Below are 18,673 nucleotides of genomic sequence, written 5' to 3' on the forward strand. Positions count from 1 at the left end.
ATTAAAACGACCTGTGCTAACTTTCCTCGGCACAGTCGCCTAAAGATTATAGCACAGGTCTTTTCCTTTTTCCATATTAATTTGAAAATAGTGAAAAACTCAGAGTTTCTCGGTACTCATGTGAGCATTACTGTATCTCACATCTCCCGTAACGTCCTCTAAAAACCAGTCAGCAGGCTTATAATCAGCTGCCGCCTTCTCATCGGGAAACTCCACCTCGGCAAGAATCCTTCCATCATAGGGAGCCCCGAAAACATCAAGCTCTATTTTTAATCCATTTTCAATAGGAATGATATATCTCTTCTTTCTTATTACATTCCCATCTGCCTTCTCAACAAGATGCTCGTATGCTGTTTTATCAAGAGGCATGTTGTACTCGATCTGACCTATATCGCCATCTTCGCCTTCGAAATGTGCACCCGCAAAATCCTTATGGCACTTATATGTCATGTAGTACTCGTCATCCTGCCTTCTAACTCTGATGGCAGGAACCACATTAAGATAGCCCTGCTCGATAACATGAACCTCATACTGCTCCAGATTCTCAGGTAATTCCTTTACAGTAAATTTTCTCTCAATTTCTAATCCCATTACTCAAATCACACCCTAAAAACAATTTTCTTACCGAGTTCATCCGCAGTCTCTTTACCACAGAAGCGCTCTACGATAGCAAGCCCGAAGGGAATTGCTGTTCCCATTCCGCGGCTTGTAAGGATATGTCCGTCAACAGTAGTTTCTGTCATCTGAACATCCGCGCCCTTAAGCTCACCCTCAAGTCCCGGGAATACGCAGGCTTTTTTGCCCTGTAAGAGCCCCGCTCTTCCAAATACTCCGGGAGCAGCACAGATTGCGCTGATATATCTCTTTGCTGCATCAAAGGCTCTTACCTGTTCCATGAGCTTCTCTGTCTTTTCAAGATTAGTTGTTCCGGGCATTCCGCCAGGAAGAACCAGCATATCCATCTCATCGAATTTCACGTCATCAAGAAGCTTGTCAGCTTTAACCTCTATTCCATGAGAGCCTGTTACCTGAAGAGCTCCCATAACTGAAACCATATCAATAGTAAGACCTGCTCTTCTGCAGATATCCACCACGGTAAGTGCCTCGATTTCCTCAAAGCCCTCTGCCAGGAAAATTGCAATATTAGCCATTTTTCATATCCTCCTCTATAAATGCTAATTTATATCTGACTCTGCCCGGTCGGATACGGGGTCCGTAATCGCCCAAAATACGTGCGATAACGGTCCCCAGCTCCCTAAATTCAATTTTTTAATATACCACTGTCATATAAGCCGCCGCGTTCCCCAAGAACCTCCTCAAGTCCCATTGACTTAAGACGTCCATATTCCTCTTCCTGCATTCTGTCGAAATCAGCAGGAGGACAGCACATAAGATTGTAAACATATTCCACAAGTGCTGTATCAAGATCCACCTGATATTTTGCTTCCGAATCCAGTACCAGACTGTTTCCGGGGAACGTAAACTGATCCTGTACGCACAGATCATAGAAATAATCAAACCACTCCTCAGTCTCCCACTTGCAGTTCTGAGTCCATGTGGAAACCTGAGCGTCTTTTTTATCAACAAAATCAAAATGCTGATTCACAATGCAGTAATCATCCGGATTGCCGGGATATCCATGACTGAACAGCGCATCCTTCGCCATGGCCATTGCTGCACCTTCTTCAGTCTTTTCATGATCCGGAGTATAGTTGACCATCTCAGCTATAGCAGGATCGGCAAGCCAGTTCAGATATTTGATAACGGCATCTGTCTTATTCTTACTGGATGCCGGAACCATTACATACAAACCATAATCAGGCTCTGTTACATTGCGATATCCACCATCCTTAAGATCAAAGCACAGTAGCGGACTCACCTCGACCTTCTGATCAGTCTTCTTCATTTCAGAAATATATGTAAAAGGAGACATTGTATCATCAACAAAAAATCCTGCCCTGCCCTCGGTGACATCCTTTATATATTTGGAATTATCCGTATCAGCCGTAAAATCAAGTGAGATTATCCCATCATTATACAGCCTGTTTAGTTCTCTTATTCCTTCTATGGCGCCGTCAGCAACCACCATATATCTCTCTGAATAAATAAATGCATCCCTGTCAGAAAGACCATCCACATAGGATCCCACAAAGCCCTGATAAAAACGTTCCGAATGAATATCCCCGCCCATAGCCCAGGGAATCACGTTATCAACACCTGCGGGATTTTGTTCCTTAACAGCATACAGATACTCAATAAGCTGCTTTTTATTAGTAGGAACATCCATGCCCATCATATCGCACCAGTCTTTTCTTATATAAGCCATGTGCCTGGGCGCTTTGAAGCCTCTTCTCTTCATTACTGCAACCTGAAGATCATTGTAGGCTCCCATATACTGAATGTCGCCAATATATTTTTTAATGTTATCGCCGTATTTTTCCAGCGAATCCGTAAGATCAGTGACCTTACCCTGCTTAGTCATATACCCAAACACCGAGGATGAATAGGTGAAAATGATATCCGGAGCAGTTCCCTCGTCCACCATCTTCTTTATGGTAGTATCAGAGGTGGACCTGTCCACACTTACAAAATGGAGATTTATTCCATACTCATCCTTCACCTTTGCTCTTATCCAGTTAGCAAGGGCGTTATCATCAGCAGTATATCCTTCGGGGAAATTACCTCTGTCCCACACCATGCAGGTGATGGAGTTTTCATCATCTGCCGAGTAGTCAGTGGCAGCCTCTTCCTTTGACTTAAAAATGGAACATCCCGCACAGGAAACGAGCAGGGATAATGTTAAAATCGTGCTAATTGTCCTGGAAAAAATACGCATAGCCTGTCCTCGTTAAACTTCGTCCGCCTGTTACTCCGAACGAAAAAACTAATGACTGTTACTCTGAGTTGATTCACCAACACATAGCTCCGCAGGAAAAGTGATATGCCTGTGGGAGCTTCTCGATTCTATAATGTCAAACAGCAGCTTTACTGTTTCTCTGGAAATCTGATCAAGGGGCTGCTTAATGGTAGTGAGTCTGGGATTGATATATCTGCCAATCTCCATCCCATCAAAACCGCACACGCTTATATCCTCCGGAACCTTAAGTCCCGCATCTGCTATGGCACGAATGGCACCAATCGCCAGAAGATCCGTTGCACAGAAAACCGCTGTAAATTCTCTTCCTGATGAAAGCATTCTCTGCATGGTCCTGTAACCATTTTCCACCGAAAAGTGTTCCATGGTCTGATCAACGTAGAAAACAAGTCCCTCGTCAACCGCCATACCACGCTCAAGATATGCATCCTTGTAGCCCTCAAGTCTGAGGTGCCCTACAGATCTTCTACCCATAGCCTCAGTGATGATGGCTATATTCTTATGTCCCAGATTCATGAGATACTGGGTCATATGCCTTGCTTCAAGCCTGTCGTCAACCGATACGGTAGAAAACTCGTTTCGGCCTTCCTCCTCAAGAAAGGATGCTCCAATCGTTGAGAAAACCGCCGGAATTTTAAGCTCATTGAGCTTGAGCCTGGACTGCTCAGAGCCTCCACCAAGGAAAATGATTCCCCTTAGTCTCTTCTCCGTCTCCAGCTCCATAGCTACATCAGCCTCTTCCTCATCAGCCTCAACATGACGCAGGACAAGTGCATACTTCTGTCTGTCTATCTCCTGCTCGATGATATCGATCATCGGGGAGAAAAAGGGATTGGTTACTCCCTTTATAAGTACACCGATGCATTTAGCATCGGTGCGTTTAAGGTTACGCGCACTGTCATTGGGGACAAATCCTGTCTCCCTTATGACAGCCATTATTCGTTCGCGTGTTTTGGCGCTAACATCAGGGTGACCATTTATCACCCTGGATACGGTGCTAACGCCGACACCGCACATTTTTGCAACATCAACTATGGTTATTTTAGACATTTGAACTTCTTCCGTAGGTCTTAGCCATATCAAGCATGCGTGCAGCAAGCTCGTCAGTAAGAACACCATCCTCCATACGCCATGTCCAGTTCTTGCCAAGTGTAGAAGGAGTGTTTATTCTTGCCTCTTTTCCAAGTCCCAGATAATCCTGCATGGGAATAACTGCTGTATTTGAAACTGATGCAAATGTAGCTCTGATAAACTCCCATACAATATCCTTATTGGAGCGGATATTCAGATACTTCTTGGCAAACTTCTTATCAGCTCTCGGAATTGAATTGTACCATCCAAGAGTTGTCTCATTATCATGAGTTCCTGTGTAAACAATACTGTTCTGCACATAGTTGTGAGGAAGGTAATCACTCTCTTCTCTCGCATCAAAAGCGAACTGAAGGATCTTCATTCCGGGGAAGCCTGTTCTATGAACAAGTCTTATTACAGAAGGTGTAAGGTATCCAAGGTCCTCTGCGATAACTCTAAGATCACCAAGCTCTTTTTTCATAGCCTCGAAAAGCTTGTAGCCGGGTCCCTTTACCCACTTACCGTGCTCAGCAGTAGGATCACCAAACGGAATTGAATAGTACTCATCAAAACCGCGGAAATGATCGATACGGATTACATCATAAAGCTCATAGCAGCTCTTTATACGGTTGATCCACCACTTAAAGCCTGTCTTTTCATGATATTCCCACTTATACAGAGGATTGCCCCAGAGCTGACCGGTTCTTGCAAAAGCATCCGGAGGGCAGCCTGCAACAGCAGTGGGCATATTCTTCTTATCAAGCTGGAAAAGCTTGGGATTAGCCCATGTATCTGCTGAGTCAAATGCAACATAAATCGGAATGTCACCGATGATATCAATGCCCTTTTCGTTAGCATAGGCCTTGAGATCGAACCACTGTGTCATGAAAAGGTACTGAATAAACTCATGGAATCTGATTCTGTCAGCGTGCTTAACCCTTGCTTCTTCAATGGCCTCTTTTTGTCTGAGCTTCAAGCCTTCCGGCCACTCTACCCAGCTAAGTCCGTCATAGCGCTTTTTAAGTGCCATATAAAGAGCATAGTCAGGAAGCCAGTCAGCGTTCTGTTTTACAAACTTATCGAATCCAGCCTTAAACTCCTTGGCAGGCTTTTTTGTGCTGGTATCTGACAGACCACTGTTTACAAACGCTTTGTATAAAACGTCATAACGTGTCTTGAAAAGTCTTGCATAATTGATGACCTTATCATCAGAGCCAAAATCAACCTTGTCCACTTCCTCTTGTGTGAGAAACTTCATTTCAATAAGCTTCTCAAGATCTATAAAATACGGATTACCCGCATAAGTAGAGAAGGACTGATACGGTGAATCACCGTAGCTTGTAGGTCCAAGTGGAAGAATCTGCCAATATCTCTGGCCTGACTTTGCCAGAAAATCCACAAAATCATACGCTTCCTTTGAAAAAGCACCGATTCCGTACTTTGATGGCAAACTAAATACAGGCATCAAAACGCCACATGCTCTTTTATTATTTACTTTCTTAGCCATTTTTTCTAAATCCTCTATATTCTCTGAAACTATAATTATTTTAATAACTGCTTGCGCAGGCTATGAGCAACTGACGGCTCATAGTCCGTTATCTCTGATACCCCAGATAAGATTACGCCACTGCTCCATCTGTTCCGTAGTCATGAAACCATTGGATGTGCCCATGTAACCGATCTTGTAGGATGAGAATAAGAGTGCATTCTTAATGGAATTAACAGAATCCTCTGTCTCCTGATAATAGTGCAGGAAGCATGAGAAAAGAGCATTACCGGCACCGACAGTATTAACAACCTCGTTGGTCTTTACCGTCTTGTAATCGGCAATGAACTCACCTTTTCTGTCAAAGAGAATAACACCCTTAGAACCACGGCCCATGATAATAATATCTGTTCCGTAGGTCTTACTGATTCCTCTTATGAAATCATACGGATCCTCCTCGAGCTGATCATCCGAGAAATAAAGGATTGAAGCAGCGTCAAGGAAATCCCTGTTATATTTTTCTTTTTCCCTGCAGAAATTACGGATATTAACCGCAACCTTCCTGCCGTTCTCAGCGGCAGCAATTGCAAAGGGTCTGCAGAAATTAGCATTGGCCAGAACTACCATATCAGCCCAGCTGGCAAGCGGAGCAAACATAGACATATCGTAGACCTTGTCACGCAGATCCTTGATATCCTCGAATATCTGTCTTCTGCGTTCCTTGTCATAAAGGATCACACAGTTAGGAGTCTCCTCCATCATCTGAACCACATACTTAGTTGAAAGTTCGATATTGGTTCCCGGAGGGTTCAGGTCTTCGACTGATTTATCTCTGCCGATGATCGACATAAACTCAACCTCATCACCCAGCCATCTGAGCGCAAGAGATTCGTTATAAGCATCACCACCAAGTCCCGTATAAATTGAGTTAATCTCTGTAGTAAGCGGAGCATACTCAATCGGAACCTTGTTGACTCTTACGATTGTCTCAACCTGCGTAATACCTGCTACGACGAATTTTCCCATGTGTGCCTCCTTTAAAACCGGCCGTCAAGCCGTCATTTAATCGTACGAAATCGCACGAAGCATTTCCATGTACTTTAAAACTTCTTCATAGTAGTCTTCCGGCTGGAAAACGCCCTCCTGAAACATCTTTTCCAGTATCTCTTTGTTCACCATCTGGATCATGTCATCAACAATCTGATAATTAGCCTCAGGCTTAAACCTGGTGATATCTCCCCTATCCAGGTTCTTCCTGATGGATTCATCGTAATTCTCACGAGTTTCAAGAATAGCAGAAGCTGCCTCCGGTGTGTCCTCCACCGCAGCGCTGTACATAAACAGCTTAATATACGGATACTGCTGCATACAAACAGAGTACACCCTCTCTATTTCCTCTCGTATTGTGAAAAAATCGGTGATATCCCTAGAAACGCCTGTTGTAATCTCCAAATTAATTACACGCACACTGTAATCATAAACAAATTGATACAATCCAAGCTTTGTTTCAAAATAGTGAAATATTAGTCCTTTACTGATACCGGCCATCTTCACAATATCGTCTGTACTGGCATGCATATAACCACCAAGAGCAAAAGCTCTCAGCGCTGCATTGATAATACGATCTTGCTTTTCTTTCTTAAGATCAAAAAATTTTTCGTTCATGAAAAAACATTTCTCCTAAAATTGACCGGACTAGTCCATTTCAATATAGCATTTTATGTACCTTTTTTCAACGATTTGAACGCAAATGCTTTTCTTATTGAATAAATTGTATTATCATTTATAGTACAGAACCAAGCGAAAAAATTTTTTCATTATAAAGGGGGTTCCAATGTCCAAACATTTTGGTAAAGTATTTTTGTTTGCAGCCGCTGCCGGTGCTGCCGCTGCTGGTGTATATTATTATCTCACTCAGAAGGATTCTGAATTATCAGAGGATTTCGATGGTTTTGAAGATTACGATGACTTTGATGATTTTGAAGATGATGACACAAGCGGTTCATGGGGCCGTCGCTACGTTAATCTCTCAAGCTCTTCAGAAAAGGCAGACACAGAGGAAGCTTCTACTGATACCGAAGCTCCTGCTCCTGATAAGACAGAGGAGTTCTTCGACGATGACGAAGATGACGACATCAGTGATCTTAAGAAAATGGATGGCGCACTTTGAATTAATGGCAAAACAAAATCCCCGGTTTATACCGGGGACTTTTTATATCATCCTTCAGGTGCTGCAGCTGCTGCCTGCGCAGCTTTTTTCTTTTCAGCCACAATTTCCTTTAGTTCATTAGCCTTATCCTTAATTCTGGAATTAGCTGTTCTGGAAGTAAGAATATTGGAAATCATTCTGATAGCAATATCAAATTCATCAACTTCCATTGCAACCGCCGCCATCAGATAATCTGTCGTAGTTTCATCCATACCTGCAATCTGAGACTCACTCTGCCTTGCAAGCACAAATCCGTCCAGAGCCTTCTTTAAAAGCTCCTTCTCTTCTGCCTCGTTCTTCTTTTTCTTCTCCTCATAATCCGGAGCCGAAGGATCAAGATGCTCTGTCTCTCCTCTTATAAGCCAGGCCATCTTAAGACAAAGATAAGCTTTCTCGGAATTCTTGGCCTTTTTCACCATCGCAGAAGCGATCGCAAGCTCATAGCGCACGCGGGCCTCTTCGTAGGAATAGGTCTTGGTACCGAAGGTCTGCTTCTTGTAGTTGGAACTTATCTTGCTCTTAACCTCATCAATCTGGAACTTTGTGAGCGGAGCAAAAAACTTTGCCAGAACCGAATAGCCACAACGAGGACATGTAACCACTTCATATTTACTGGGATCCATCTCATTGTATACCGGGCGAAGATCCATATCCTGGCTCTTCATCCTTACCTTACCTGACCTCAGTGTCTTTACATCAAACTGTGTCTCACAGATAGGGCAGGTATATTTCTTATCAAAAAGAAGTGTCTCCTCATTGATGACAACAGCAGGCTTTTTTTCTTCTTCCTTCTGCTCCTTCTTTTTTGGATCTTCATATAGCTCTTCATTTTCTAATGCACCAAGACCAAACTTTTTTAATCCATCCAAAAATCCCATGCTTTTTACCCCTCATTGCTGATAGTCATTAAATCTGACAATAGTTACATGGTAGTGCAAAATATTCCAAAAGCATCAAGCTTTAGGCAGTACAAAAGAACTCTTGAGTGAAACTATTCTGTTAAATACAGGAGCTCCGTCCTTGGAATCCTTGCTGTCAACGCAGAAGAATCCGTTTCTTACGAACTGGAACTTATCATAAGCCTTTGCTTCCATAAGCTCAGGCTCAAGCTTTGCATTCTTAATTACAGTGATGGAATTGGGGTTGAGGTTAAGTGAACCATCCTCGTTGTATACGCCCTTCTCCTCATCAATGATATTCTTATAGAGGCGAACCTCGGCCTCACCGCACTTCTCAGCTGATACCCAGTGAATTGTTCCCTTCACCTTTCTGCCGTCCGGGCTGTCTCCACCCTTGGTTGCAGGATCGTATGTGCAGTGGATCTCGGTAACAACTCCGTTCTCATCCTTAACGCAGCCTGTGCAGGTTACGAAATAAGCATTCATGAGACGAACCTCGTTGCCGGGGAAAAGTCTGAAGTACTTCTTCGGAGGCTCCTCCATGAAGTCCTCACGCTCTATCCACAGCTCCTTGCCAAAAGGAATCTCTCTGCTTCCGAGCTCCGGTGCTTCCTTATTGTTCTCGATGGGAAGCATCTCAACCTGTCCTTCCGGATAGTTATCGATGATAAGCTTAACCGGATCAAGGATTGCCATCATTCTCTTAGCCTTAGGCTTTAAGTCTTCACGGATGCAATACTCAAGCATTGCATAATCAGCTGTTGAGTTAGCCTTACTGATACCACAGAGCTCTACGAACTTCTGAATAGACTCGGGAGTAAATCCGCGACGTCTGAGTGCTGCGATTGAAACAAGTCTGGGATCATCCCATCCGTCAACAATTCCATCCTCAACAAGCTTCTTAATATATCTTTTTCCTGTTACGACATTCTGCAGATAAAGCTTTGCAAACTCGATCTGGCGCGGAGGATTCTTATATCCGCACTCGATCTTAACCCAGTCATATAAAGGTCTGTGGTCCTCAAACTCAAGGGTACAGATTGAATGTGTGATTCCCTCCTCTGCATCCTCTATAGGATGAGCAAAGTCATACATAGGATAGATGCACCACTTGTCGCCTGTGCGTGCATGTGACATGTGTGCTACTCTGTAGATGATCGGGTCACGCATGTTGATGTTAGGTGATGACATGTCGATCTTGGCACGAAGTGTCATAGCACCGTCTTCAACATTACCGCTCTTCATCTCCTCAAAGAGTCTTAAGTTCTCCTCTACACTTCTGTCCCTGTTGGGATCATTCTTACCGGGCTCAGTAAGTGTTCCTCTATACTCACGCATCTCCTCAGCTGTAAGCTCGGAAACGTAAGCCTTGCCATTTTTTATAAGCTTAACTGCATTCTCATACATCTTGTCGAAGTAATCTGATGCATAAAAAAGTCTGTCCTCGTAGTCAGCGCCAAGCCAGTTAACGTCCTCGATAATAGCGTCCATGAACTCTGACTTTTCTTTGGTGGGATTTGTATCATCAAATCTCATGTTGAACTTACCGTTGTACTCCTTGGCAAGTCCGTAATTCAAAAGAATACTCTTTGCATGTCCTATATGTAAAAATCCGTTAGGCTCCGGAGGAAATCTTGTAACGACGTGATCGTATACGCCTTCCTTCAGGTCCTTGTCAATTTCCTGCTCAATAAAATTTCTTGATTCTTCTGCCATTTTCTATAAATCCAACTTTCTATTTAAATATTTCCCCTCATGGCCTCCTCTCCTCTTCTTCAGAGAAGAATATGGCAAAATAGCCTTATTACTATCATAGCATTAAATATATTTTTTCTCAAACTCTCCGGCGGACATGGGGTTATCATAGTAAGCGCCCTGAACAAGTGGCACTTTAAGCTCCTTTAACACCTTTTCCTGCTCTTCATTCTCTACTCCCTCAGCGCAAACATAGGCTCCAAGTGCTCCCGACAGATCCATCAGAGAATGAATAAGTGACCTCGCGTACTCTTCCTTTCCAAGCTCGGAGGTTATGGTCTTGTCCACCTTTACCGCAGCAAAAGGAAGGGCTCTTAGTCCGCTTATGGAGCTGTAGCCTGTTCCGAAATCATCAAGGGATAGCCTTACGCCAAGCTCACCGATCTTTTCCATGGCGCCCTTGGTTCTCTCAGTATTGTTCATGGTGAGAGCTTCCCTTACATCCAGTATCATCTGTGATGGCTTTATTCCGGCATCATCAATCGCAGACTTCAATTTATCCGCAATGTCAGGCTGCATAAGCTGGACCACAGACATATTAACATGAATATTGAGCTTCCTCTTAAGCTTCTTACTCCAGATCCCGCAGCACTTGGCTGCCTCACGAAATACATGCTCACCGATTGGATTAATCAGTCCAAGATACTCTGCCAGAGAGATAAACTCTGAAGGATTAACATTTCCCAGAATCTTGCTGTTCCATCTGACAAAGGCCTCCACAGCCACAAGCTTGGGCTTTCTTCCAAGAATATCAAGCATAGGCTGATAGTTAACCGTGAACTCGCGGCAGTTGTCCTCGACAGCCTTGTACATGGCTTTTTCCATATCGAGGCGTCTTATTGTGGACGCATCAATATTTTCAGAATACTGGGAAATCCTGTTTTTACCGGACTTCTTAGCTTCATACATGGCGATGTCGGATTTGCGGATAAGCTCTTCAACTGTATCGCCCGCAGTAGGGAACTCAACAGTACCCATACTCATCGTGCAGTAGTATTCGCCGTCCTTTAGATACCAGGGAGTTGCGAAGGCTCTTCTTATCTCCTCAAGGATGCTGTCCAGCTTGTGATAATGCTCAGGCGGAACTATTATTACAAATTCATCGCCGCCCATACGATAGCAGGAGTTCTGAACACCATCGATACTCTTTATGGCAGCTGATATATCCTGCAAAAGAATGTCTCCAAACTGATGTCCAAGACCGTCGTTGATCTTCTTGAAATCATCAAGGTCAAGATACATGAGCATACCCTTGGAATTGCTCTTTTTAGCCTTTTCTACATAATTTACCAGATCTCTCTCGCAGCATAATCTGTTGTAGAGACCTGTCAAAAAGTCAGTATACGCCTGCTGTTCTATGCGCTTTTGATATATCTTCTTTTCAGTGATCTCGTAGATAGCGCAGAGTGAAACGAGCCTTCCGTCTACCCATTTGATGCGGGTGTAATAAAGGTCGTACCAGCGATCCTTCTCCTCGTAATAAATCTCATAGTTACCGCTATGGGAACGGGGAGGTATATTTTCTTCAAAAAGATCCTTCAGTGTATTCTTCTGAAGCTCCTTAGCGAAATGCTTCTTAAGACTTCTGTTTGCAAAGAGCAGCTCGTCCGTCTTCATGCAGCGCACATAAATCGAGCTTCCCACGTTGTCGAGAACCGCTTCCAGCGACTGAAAAGAGCTTGCGATGGAATTTTTCTGAAGTCTTTTCGTGATGATATTCTGCAGGATTTTGATCGCGTCATTGATGAACTTGATGTCATCCACAACCCAGTCCTTATTGCGCTTATCATCTCTTGTCTCTGCAAAGCATGCATAGAAAGGTGTCTGATCCGAAATTGCGATCGGAACGGAAACAACGCCCTTTATTCCGAGGTCCTCCAGCTGCTCCTTCTCACCGGAATTCATGGCAGTGTTTGGAGAAACGGCCACCATGTGATTCCTGCCAAGGAACCAGCAGCGATCCAGATCCTTGTCCTCCTCAAATATCTTATAAACACCCTCGCCTGTCCACTGTACGACGATGTCCATTAGGCTATCCTCAGTGTGCATACGGCAGATAAAGGAATTGCTTATATCCAGATATTCGCAGACCTTCACGAGAATCTGTGTCATGATATCCTCTATCTCGTCGTCGCTATCAAGAAGAGACACGATCTCCGTCATGAGCTCTGCTCTGTGGAAGGACACCTTAAAATCCTCGGACTTTTTGAAGTTCTCAGCAGTCGAAGCTTCTGCCTGATTCATTGACTTATAACCCTTAGCCATAGCAAGAGTAGTCACTCTAAGGAAATCAAGGCAATTATAAAATCTCTTTTCTGTTGTCAGATATGAAAAATCAGTGATAGGCTCCTCTTTGTAAAGATCAGGCTCATACTCTGCATCCTTAAGAAGTCCGCAGACGATCCATACAAGCTGTGTTACGCCCTCAAGCTTCGCTGCAACCGCAGCAACTCTGAGGTTCGGAATAGTTGTTCTCTCAACAGCCTGATCCTCTAAGTCACCCTCTGTTACTCTCTGAAAAATATTTCTGATGTGGATATCATCCACTGCTTTTTTGATGGTTGAAACTTCAAGAACATCACCTGAAAACTCAGTAATTTTCTCACCCTTAGGATCAAGACAACACAAATAAACTCCTGACATAGTTGCAAAGCTGTCCTGCCATTTGCGGAGTTCTTTGTCCTTCATTCTTATATAATTTCCGGGATTTTTGTTGCTGTCCAAAGCCGTCTCCTGAAATAGTTATAATTACAAATAATTATATCACTTATTGTGATATTTTTAAGTAAAATTCTTAATCAAAAAAGTCTTCCCCCGACTCCGGGAGAAGACTTTACTATTTGCAAAAAATTATCACTCATCAACGCTGTAGTTAGGAGCTTCCTTAGTGATATGGATATCATGAGGATGACTCTCCTTAAGTGCTGCGCTTGTCATCTTAATGAACTTACCATTCTCATTGAGCTGCTGGATTGTCTCGCATCCGCAGTAACCCATACCTGCTCTGAGACCACCGATAAGCTGGAATACTGTATCTTCAACAGTTCCCTTATAAGCAACACGACCTTCAACACCCTCGGGAACGAGCTTCTTAGCACCCTCCTGGAAGTAACGATCCTTAGAACCGTTCTCCATAGCTGAGATTGAACCCATGCCACGATATACCTTATATTTTCTACCCTGGAAGAGCTCGAACTCACCGGGAGCTTCATCACAGCCTGCGAACATTGAACCCATCATTACAAGGCTTCCACCTGCTGCGATAGCCTTTGTGATGTCACCTGAGTACTTGATACCACCATCAGCGATGATCGGGATGCCGTACTCTCTTGCAACTGAGTAGCAATCCATGATTGCTGATACCTGAGGAACACCGATACCTGCAACTACGCGTGTTGTACAGATTGATCCGGGACCGATACCAACCTTAACAGCGTCTGCACCTGACTCGATAAGAGCCTTTGTAGCTGCAGCTGTAGCAACATTACCAGCAACAACCTGAAGATCCGGGTACTTTTCCTTGATCATTCTGAGGCACTTAAGAACGTTCTCCGAGTGACCATGAGCTGAATCAAGAACAACACAGTCAACCTTTGCATCAACAAGGGCACCTACACGATCAAGAACATTAGCGCTGATACCAACACCTGCGCCACAGAGAAGTCTGCCCTGATCATCCTTTGCTGAAAGAGGATATTTGATTGTCTTCTCGATATCTTTAATAGTAATAAGACCTACAAGATTGTAGTCATCATCGACGATAGGAAGCTTCTCCTTCTTGGACTTAGCAAGGATCTGCTTAGCCTCTTCAAGAGTAATTCCGGGTCTTCCGGTTACAAGATTCTCACTTGTCATAACCTCTCTGATCTTCTGATCAAAGTTCTGCTCGAACTTAAGGTCACGGTTTGTGATGATACCAACGAGCTTTTTGCCCTCTGTGATCGGCACGCCTGAGATGCGGAACTTAGCCATAAGAGCATCTGCATCTGCAAGTGTGTGATCAGGTGAAAGAGAGAAAGGATCAGTGATGACGCCATTTTCAGATCTCTTAACCTTATCAACCTCATCAGCCTGAGCCTCGATTGACATGTTTTTATGAATAATACCGATACCACCCTGACGAGCCATAGCGATAGCCATGCGGTGCTCTGTTACAGTATCCATACCTGCACTCATCATGGGGATGTTGAGTTTAAGCTTCTTAGTAAGATGTGTGCTGACATCTATCATGTTCGGCACAACCTGTGAATATGCCGGAACCAAAAGTACGTCATCAAAAGTAATTCCTTCGCCAATAATCTGTCCCATTTTTCTCTCCTTTTTCAGTCCATAAATACTTTACGAGGTGCAATATTTTTAACAGCTTCTACCATTTCTCTTGTGGGCTCGAAAACAACCTTTTCTCTGCCGTCATAGTACATAGTGTAAGTAATATCCGGCTGCTGTTCGATTCCGGATGAGAAGTCAAGCAATCTGTAATTGTCTTTATTACGATATTCGTCCAGATGATAGGACTTAGATGGCGCAAGCATTTCCATGCGCTCTGCTTCGAAAGTTGCTACTCTTTTTCTCTTACTCTTGTTAAGAATCTTGTCTACGGTGATCTCACGTTCGCAATACTGATACTCGTATTCAATGGATGCATTGAGAGATACAAAATAAACTCCGACTCCGAATGCCACGAAAAGTATCATAAAAATAATGCTTCCGCTTAAGAATCCCAGAATAAATGAGAATACTGCCAAAAGAATCAAAAGATACTTAAGGAAAACCATCAGCGGCTGAGGCTTTCTTGCAACTAAAACTTCTACGTAACTGCTGTCACTCATCATTTTTTTGCAAATTTCCTTCCATGTTTTTTAAACGTTATGATATATTAACTGTAAACTCTCGTCAAGAATCGGAACGAAAACTTTTCAAAAAGTTCTTTCGGCGAGGGTAGCTATTATTGAATTTGAGGAGTAATTGAAAAATGAATATCAACGAAGAAAAAAGAAGCCAGTGGCAGGCCCTTAAGGGAATGGGATTCAAAGCTCACTGGGATTATTTTTGGGATTATTACAAAATCCATGTAATTGTGGCAGTCATCGTGGTGATAGTCACTATCTCAATTGTAAAAGACATTGTTATGCAAAAGCCGTATGCTCTGTCATGTACCTTCATAAACACAGCGAGCATGATGGAACCTGATTCAATAAGAGATGGCTTCGCCGACTATGAAAAAATCGATACCTCGAAGTTCACGATTGCAATTGACTCATCTTCAACAATCGACTTAAAGAGTCCTGACCAGTACTCGATCGCCAACTCAGAGCGAATATACGCCATGATAGCTGCCAGAGACTTAGATGTCATCATGGCAGATGAAACAATTTTCAAGAACTATGTAGGAAATGAAATTTTTCAGGATTTAAGAAATTATTATACCGAAGAAGAACTCGCAGCACTTGGAGATAAGGTATACTACGCAACTCCCGAGGACTTCGTAAAGGAAACAGATCCGGAAACAGGAATTACTCCTACCGAGCCCGCCGAGGATTCAATGGCAAAGATGTCTGAAACAGAGCCTGTTCCCGTAGGAATCATCCTTGAGAACAATCCGCATCTCGACGAGATTCAGTACTACCCCGGCGAGAAGGCCTACATCGGAATCGTAACTGCAAGCCAGCGCACCGACGTAGCAAAGGATTTCATCCAATATATACTTAACTAAGAAACTAAAAAGCCATCCGCTTATCAATTGCGGATGGCTTATTTTATGTCTGTTTAAATCAAAGCTGTGTCATTACGAAGATATCGTATATAGCCTTGATTGCTTTTTCAAAGTCTCTGTTTTCAACACCGATGATGATGTTAAGCTCGGATGAACCCTGATCGATCATGCGAACGTTGACACTTACATGTGCAAGTGCTGAGAAGATTCTCGCTGCAGTACCGCGGGTTCTCTTCATGCCTCGACCAACGACTGCGATAAGTGCAAGGTCTGATTCGATTTCGAGAAGATCCGGCTTTGCAAGTCTGTGAATCTCGGAAACAACTGCCTGCTCCTTATCAATGAAATCATCCTGGGAAACAAATACTGTCATGGTATCGATTCCTGAAGGAACATGCTCGATTGAAATGTCCTGATCCTCGAAGGCCTGAAGAACTCTTCTCACAAATCCAACCTCTGAGTTCATCTGATCCTTAAGGATGTTCACACAGCAGAATCCCTTCTTACCTGCGATACCTGTGATAGTGAACTTTGACTTCTTAGCAGTTGATTCAACAATCCAGGTTCCAACATCCTCAGGTCTGTTGGTATTTCTGATGTTGATCGGAATGCCCTCTTTTCTTACAGGGAAAATTGCATCCTCATGAAGAACGGAAGCACCCATATATGCAAGCTCTCGGAGCTCTGTGTATGTGATAGTCTCAATCTGAGCAGGTCTGTCGATGATTCTGGGGTCTGCTACAAGGAAGCCTGAAACATCAGTCCAGTTCTCATATACATCTGCATGAATAGCTCTTGCGATGATAGAACCTGTGATATCTGATCCGCCTCTTGAAAAGGTCTTGATCTTTCCATCCTCGTAGGCTCCGTAGAAACCGGAGACAACTGCATACTCAACATTCTTAAGGCGCTTGGCCATCTTGCGGTTTGTCAGCTCTGCATCGAAGCTTCCGTCCTCATCAAAGAGAACAACCTCTGCGGGATCAACATACTCAAATCCAAGATACTGAGCCATGATCTTACCATTTAAGAACTCACCTCTTGATGCTGCATAATCACTGCCTGCCTTTGCCTTGAAGTTCTTTGCGATCTCAGCGAACTCATCCTTCAATGACATCTTGAGCTTAAGGCCCTTGATGATCTCATTGAATCTCTCCTCGATTGCAGTCAGCTCTTTGGAAAAGTCCTTTCCTTTTTCAGCCAGATCGTAGCACTGATAAAGCATATCAGTTACTTTAACATCTAGATTAGTTCTCTTTCCGGGAGCAGATACAACCACATATCTGCGCTCCTTGTCAGCCTTAACAATCTCTGCAACCTTCTGGAACTGCTTTGCGTCAGCACAGGAAGTGCCTCCGAATTTTACTACCTTGCTCATTTTTTCACTCACTCCTCAATATATCACAATAATCTTAAATAACTCTTCGCGCCGCTAAGCTTCTCGAATTTCTCAGCAAACTCCTTCTCAGACATCTCAGGTGTAACAAATGCGAACTCGCCGCTCACCTTAGCTGCTTTAACCTGATTAACATCACCAAAAAGCTCCTTTGCACTGCTCTCGCCTGATGCATCGCATCTTACGAAGAAGTTTCTAACATCATCCTTTGTGGAAGCAACCTCAGCGGGAACATTTTTCAGATTCCAGTCGATGTGCTTACCCTTGTGACGAACGATATCGATAACGTCTGCAACTACAGCTGAAGCTGTGGCCTTCTTACCTGCGCCCTTACCGTAGTACATTACGTCGCCAAGCATATTGCCATGAACATTGATTGCATTGAAAACGCCGTTTACATTTGCAAGTGAATCATCGGAAGGAATAAGGAAAGGTGCAACCATTGCAAAGAACTTTCCGTCCTCTCTCTTGCAGCTTCCAAGAAGCTTAATAGCCATTCCAAGCTCTCTTGCGTACTCAAAATCCTCACCTGTGATCTTGGTAATTCCTTCAGTATAGATGTCCTCATGCTTTACGAACTGACCACTCATTATGGAAGCAAGGATTGCTGTCTTTCTACAGGCATCATGTCCCTCGATATCAGCCTCGGGATTTCTCTCAGCGTAGCCCTTATCCTGAGCAACCTTAAGTACGCTGTCAAAATCTGCTCCCTCCTGATCCATCTTGGTCAGGATGTAATTGGTTGTTCCGTTTAAGATCCCTGTGATGGAGTCGAGCTTTTCATGGCGAATGGAATCATTCATGGAACGAAGTACCGGAATACCGCCACCTACACTTGCCTCAAACAGATAGCTTACATTGTTTTTCTTAGCTATTTCAACAAGCTCAGGTCCGTGAGCTGCAACAAGCTCCTTATTGGAGGTACATACGCTCTTGCCGCTCTCCAGTGCCTTCTTCTCAAATGTAAATGCGGGCTCGATTCCTCCCATGGTCTCGCAGATAACCTCGACCTCAGGGTCATTTAAGATCACATCAAAATCGTGAACCACTTTATTTTCATACTTATCTCCGGGGAAATCACGAAGATCCAGTATATACTTAATCTCTATCTTGTCACCGGCGCTATCCTCTACGCACGCTGCGTTAACATCCAGAACCTCTGCGACACCGCTCCCCACTGTGCCGTAACCTAATACTGCAATCTTTGTCATTTTGACTTCCTCCTGTAGATAAATTTTTCCATAAACCAAGCCGGATAAACGGCTAAGT

The 18,673-nt window shown here is 43.6% G+C and carries 16 protein-coding genes; 2 read left to right on the top strand and 14 right to left on the bottom strand.

Annotated elements, in window-relative coordinates:
• Window positions 1-99: 99 nt before the first annotated feature.
• From G587_RS0104785 to G587_RS24165, 7 genes are all read right to left on the bottom strand, one after another.
• Window positions 100-591 carry a CYTH domain-containing protein gene (locus G587_RS0104785; protein WP_026491315.1) on the bottom strand — a complete coding sequence of 164 codons (492 nt, stop codon included), beginning with the start codon at window positions 589-591 and terminating at the stop codon, window positions 100-102.
• Between the two features lie 8 nt (window positions 592-599).
• Window positions 600-1,151 (bottom strand): DJ-1 family glyoxalase III, encoded by a 552-nt coding sequence (locus G587_RS0104790; protein ID WP_026491316.1) that lies wholly within the window; start codon window positions 1,149-1,151, stop codon window positions 600-602.
• Window positions 1,152-1,261: 110 nt separating this feature from the next.
• Entirely contained in the window at window positions 1,262-2,836 is a 1,575-nt protein-coding gene (locus tag G587_RS0104795; protein WP_026491317.1) for an extracellular solute-binding protein, read from the bottom strand.
• A gap of 48 nt (window positions 2,837-2,884) precedes the next feature.
• Window positions 2,885-3,925 (bottom strand): LacI family DNA-binding transcriptional regulator, encoded by a 1,041-nt coding sequence (locus tag G587_RS0104800; RefSeq protein WP_026491318.1) that lies wholly within the window; start codon window positions 3,923-3,925, stop codon window positions 2,885-2,887.
• Window positions 3,918-5,453, bottom strand: coding sequence for a 4-alpha-glucanotransferase (gene malQ, locus G587_RS0104805; RefSeq protein WP_026491319.1), 1,536 nt, complete (start codon window positions 5,451-5,453; stop codon window positions 3,918-3,920). The genes G587_RS0104800 and malQ overlap by 8 nt, the downstream gene beginning before the upstream one ends.
• Window positions 5,454-5,531: 78 nt before the next feature.
• Window positions 5,532-6,458 carry a carbohydrate kinase family protein gene (locus G587_RS0104810; RefSeq protein WP_026491320.1) on the bottom strand — a complete coding sequence of 309 codons (927 nt, stop codon included), beginning with the start codon at window positions 6,456-6,458 and terminating at the stop codon, window positions 5,532-5,534.
• A 36-nt stretch (window positions 6,459-6,494) separates the two neighbouring features.
• The gene (locus G587_RS24165; RefSeq protein ID WP_051200738.1) at window positions 6,495-7,097 is read right to left on the bottom strand and encodes a TetR/AcrR family transcriptional regulator; all 603 of its coding nucleotides are present in this window, start codon (window positions 7,095-7,097) and stop codon (window positions 6,495-6,497) included.
• A 169-nt stretch (window positions 7,098-7,266) separates the two neighbouring features.
• Here G587_RS24165 and G587_RS21435 point away from each other — a divergent pair, with 169 nt between their 5' ends.
• Window positions 7,267-7,602 (top strand): hypothetical protein, encoded by a 336-nt coding sequence (locus G587_RS21435; RefSeq protein ID WP_051200741.1) that lies wholly within the window; start codon window positions 7,267-7,269, stop codon window positions 7,600-7,602.
• A 47-nt stretch (window positions 7,603-7,649) separates the two neighbouring features.
• Here G587_RS21435 and G587_RS0104825 read toward each other — a convergent pair whose 3' ends face one another.
• The 5 genes from G587_RS0104825 to G587_RS0104845 all read right to left on the bottom strand — a co-directional run bounded on the left by G587_RS0104825 (window position 7,650) and on the right by G587_RS0104845 (window position 15,124).
• Window positions 7,650-8,519, bottom strand: coding sequence for a DUF2225 domain-containing protein (locus G587_RS0104825; RefSeq protein ID WP_026491321.1), 870 nt, complete (start codon window positions 8,517-8,519; stop codon window positions 7,650-7,652).
• A 75-nt stretch (window positions 8,520-8,594) separates the two neighbouring features.
• Window positions 8,595-10,256: a glutamine--tRNA ligase/YqeY domain fusion protein gene (locus G587_RS0104830; RefSeq protein WP_026491322.1), complete on the bottom strand. Its 1,662-nt coding sequence runs from the start codon at window positions 10,254-10,256 to the stop codon at window positions 8,595-8,597.
• A gap of 102 nt (window positions 10,257-10,358) precedes the next feature.
• The gene (locus G587_RS21440; RefSeq protein ID WP_051200743.1) at window positions 10,359-13,019 is read right to left on the bottom strand and encodes a bifunctional diguanylate cyclase/phosphodiesterase; all 2,661 of its coding nucleotides are present in this window, start codon (window positions 13,017-13,019) and stop codon (window positions 10,359-10,361) included.
• Window positions 13,020-13,148: 129 nt separating this feature from the next.
• The gene (guaB, locus tag G587_RS0104840; RefSeq protein ID WP_026491323.1) at window positions 13,149-14,603 is read right to left on the bottom strand and encodes an IMP dehydrogenase; all 1,455 of its coding nucleotides are present in this window, start codon (window positions 14,601-14,603) and stop codon (window positions 13,149-13,151) included.
• A 14-nt stretch (window positions 14,604-14,617) separates the two neighbouring features.
• Window positions 14,618-15,124, bottom strand: a complete 507-nt coding sequence (locus G587_RS0104845; protein WP_026491324.1) for a DUF6106 family protein — start codon at window positions 15,122-15,124, stop codon at window positions 14,618-14,620.
• A gap of 143 nt (window positions 15,125-15,267) precedes the next feature.
• Between G587_RS0104845 and G587_RS0104850 the strand changes: the two genes are divergently transcribed.
• Window positions 15,268-16,008: a hypothetical protein gene (locus tag G587_RS0104850; RefSeq protein ID WP_026491325.1), complete on the top strand. Its 741-nt coding sequence runs from the start codon at window positions 15,268-15,270 to the stop codon at window positions 16,006-16,008.
• A 58-nt stretch (window positions 16,009-16,066) separates the two neighbouring features.
• On the opposite strand, the gene G587_RS0104855 is transcribed toward G587_RS0104850, so the two are convergent.
• Window positions 16,067-17,386, bottom strand: a complete 1,320-nt coding sequence (locus G587_RS0104855; protein ID WP_026491326.1) for an aspartate kinase — start codon at window positions 17,384-17,386, stop codon at window positions 16,067-16,069.
• Between the two features lie 23 nt (window positions 17,387-17,409).
• Window positions 17,410-18,615 carry a homoserine dehydrogenase gene (locus tag G587_RS0104860; RefSeq protein WP_026491327.1) on the bottom strand — a complete coding sequence of 402 codons (1,206 nt, stop codon included), beginning with the start codon at window positions 18,613-18,615 and terminating at the stop codon, window positions 17,410-17,412.
• Window positions 18,616-18,673 lie beyond the last annotated feature (58 nt).

The organism is Butyrivibrio sp. XPD2002 (assembly GCF_000423945.1).
Lineage (GTDB): Bacteria > Bacillota > Clostridia > Lachnospirales > Lachnospiraceae > Butyrivibrio.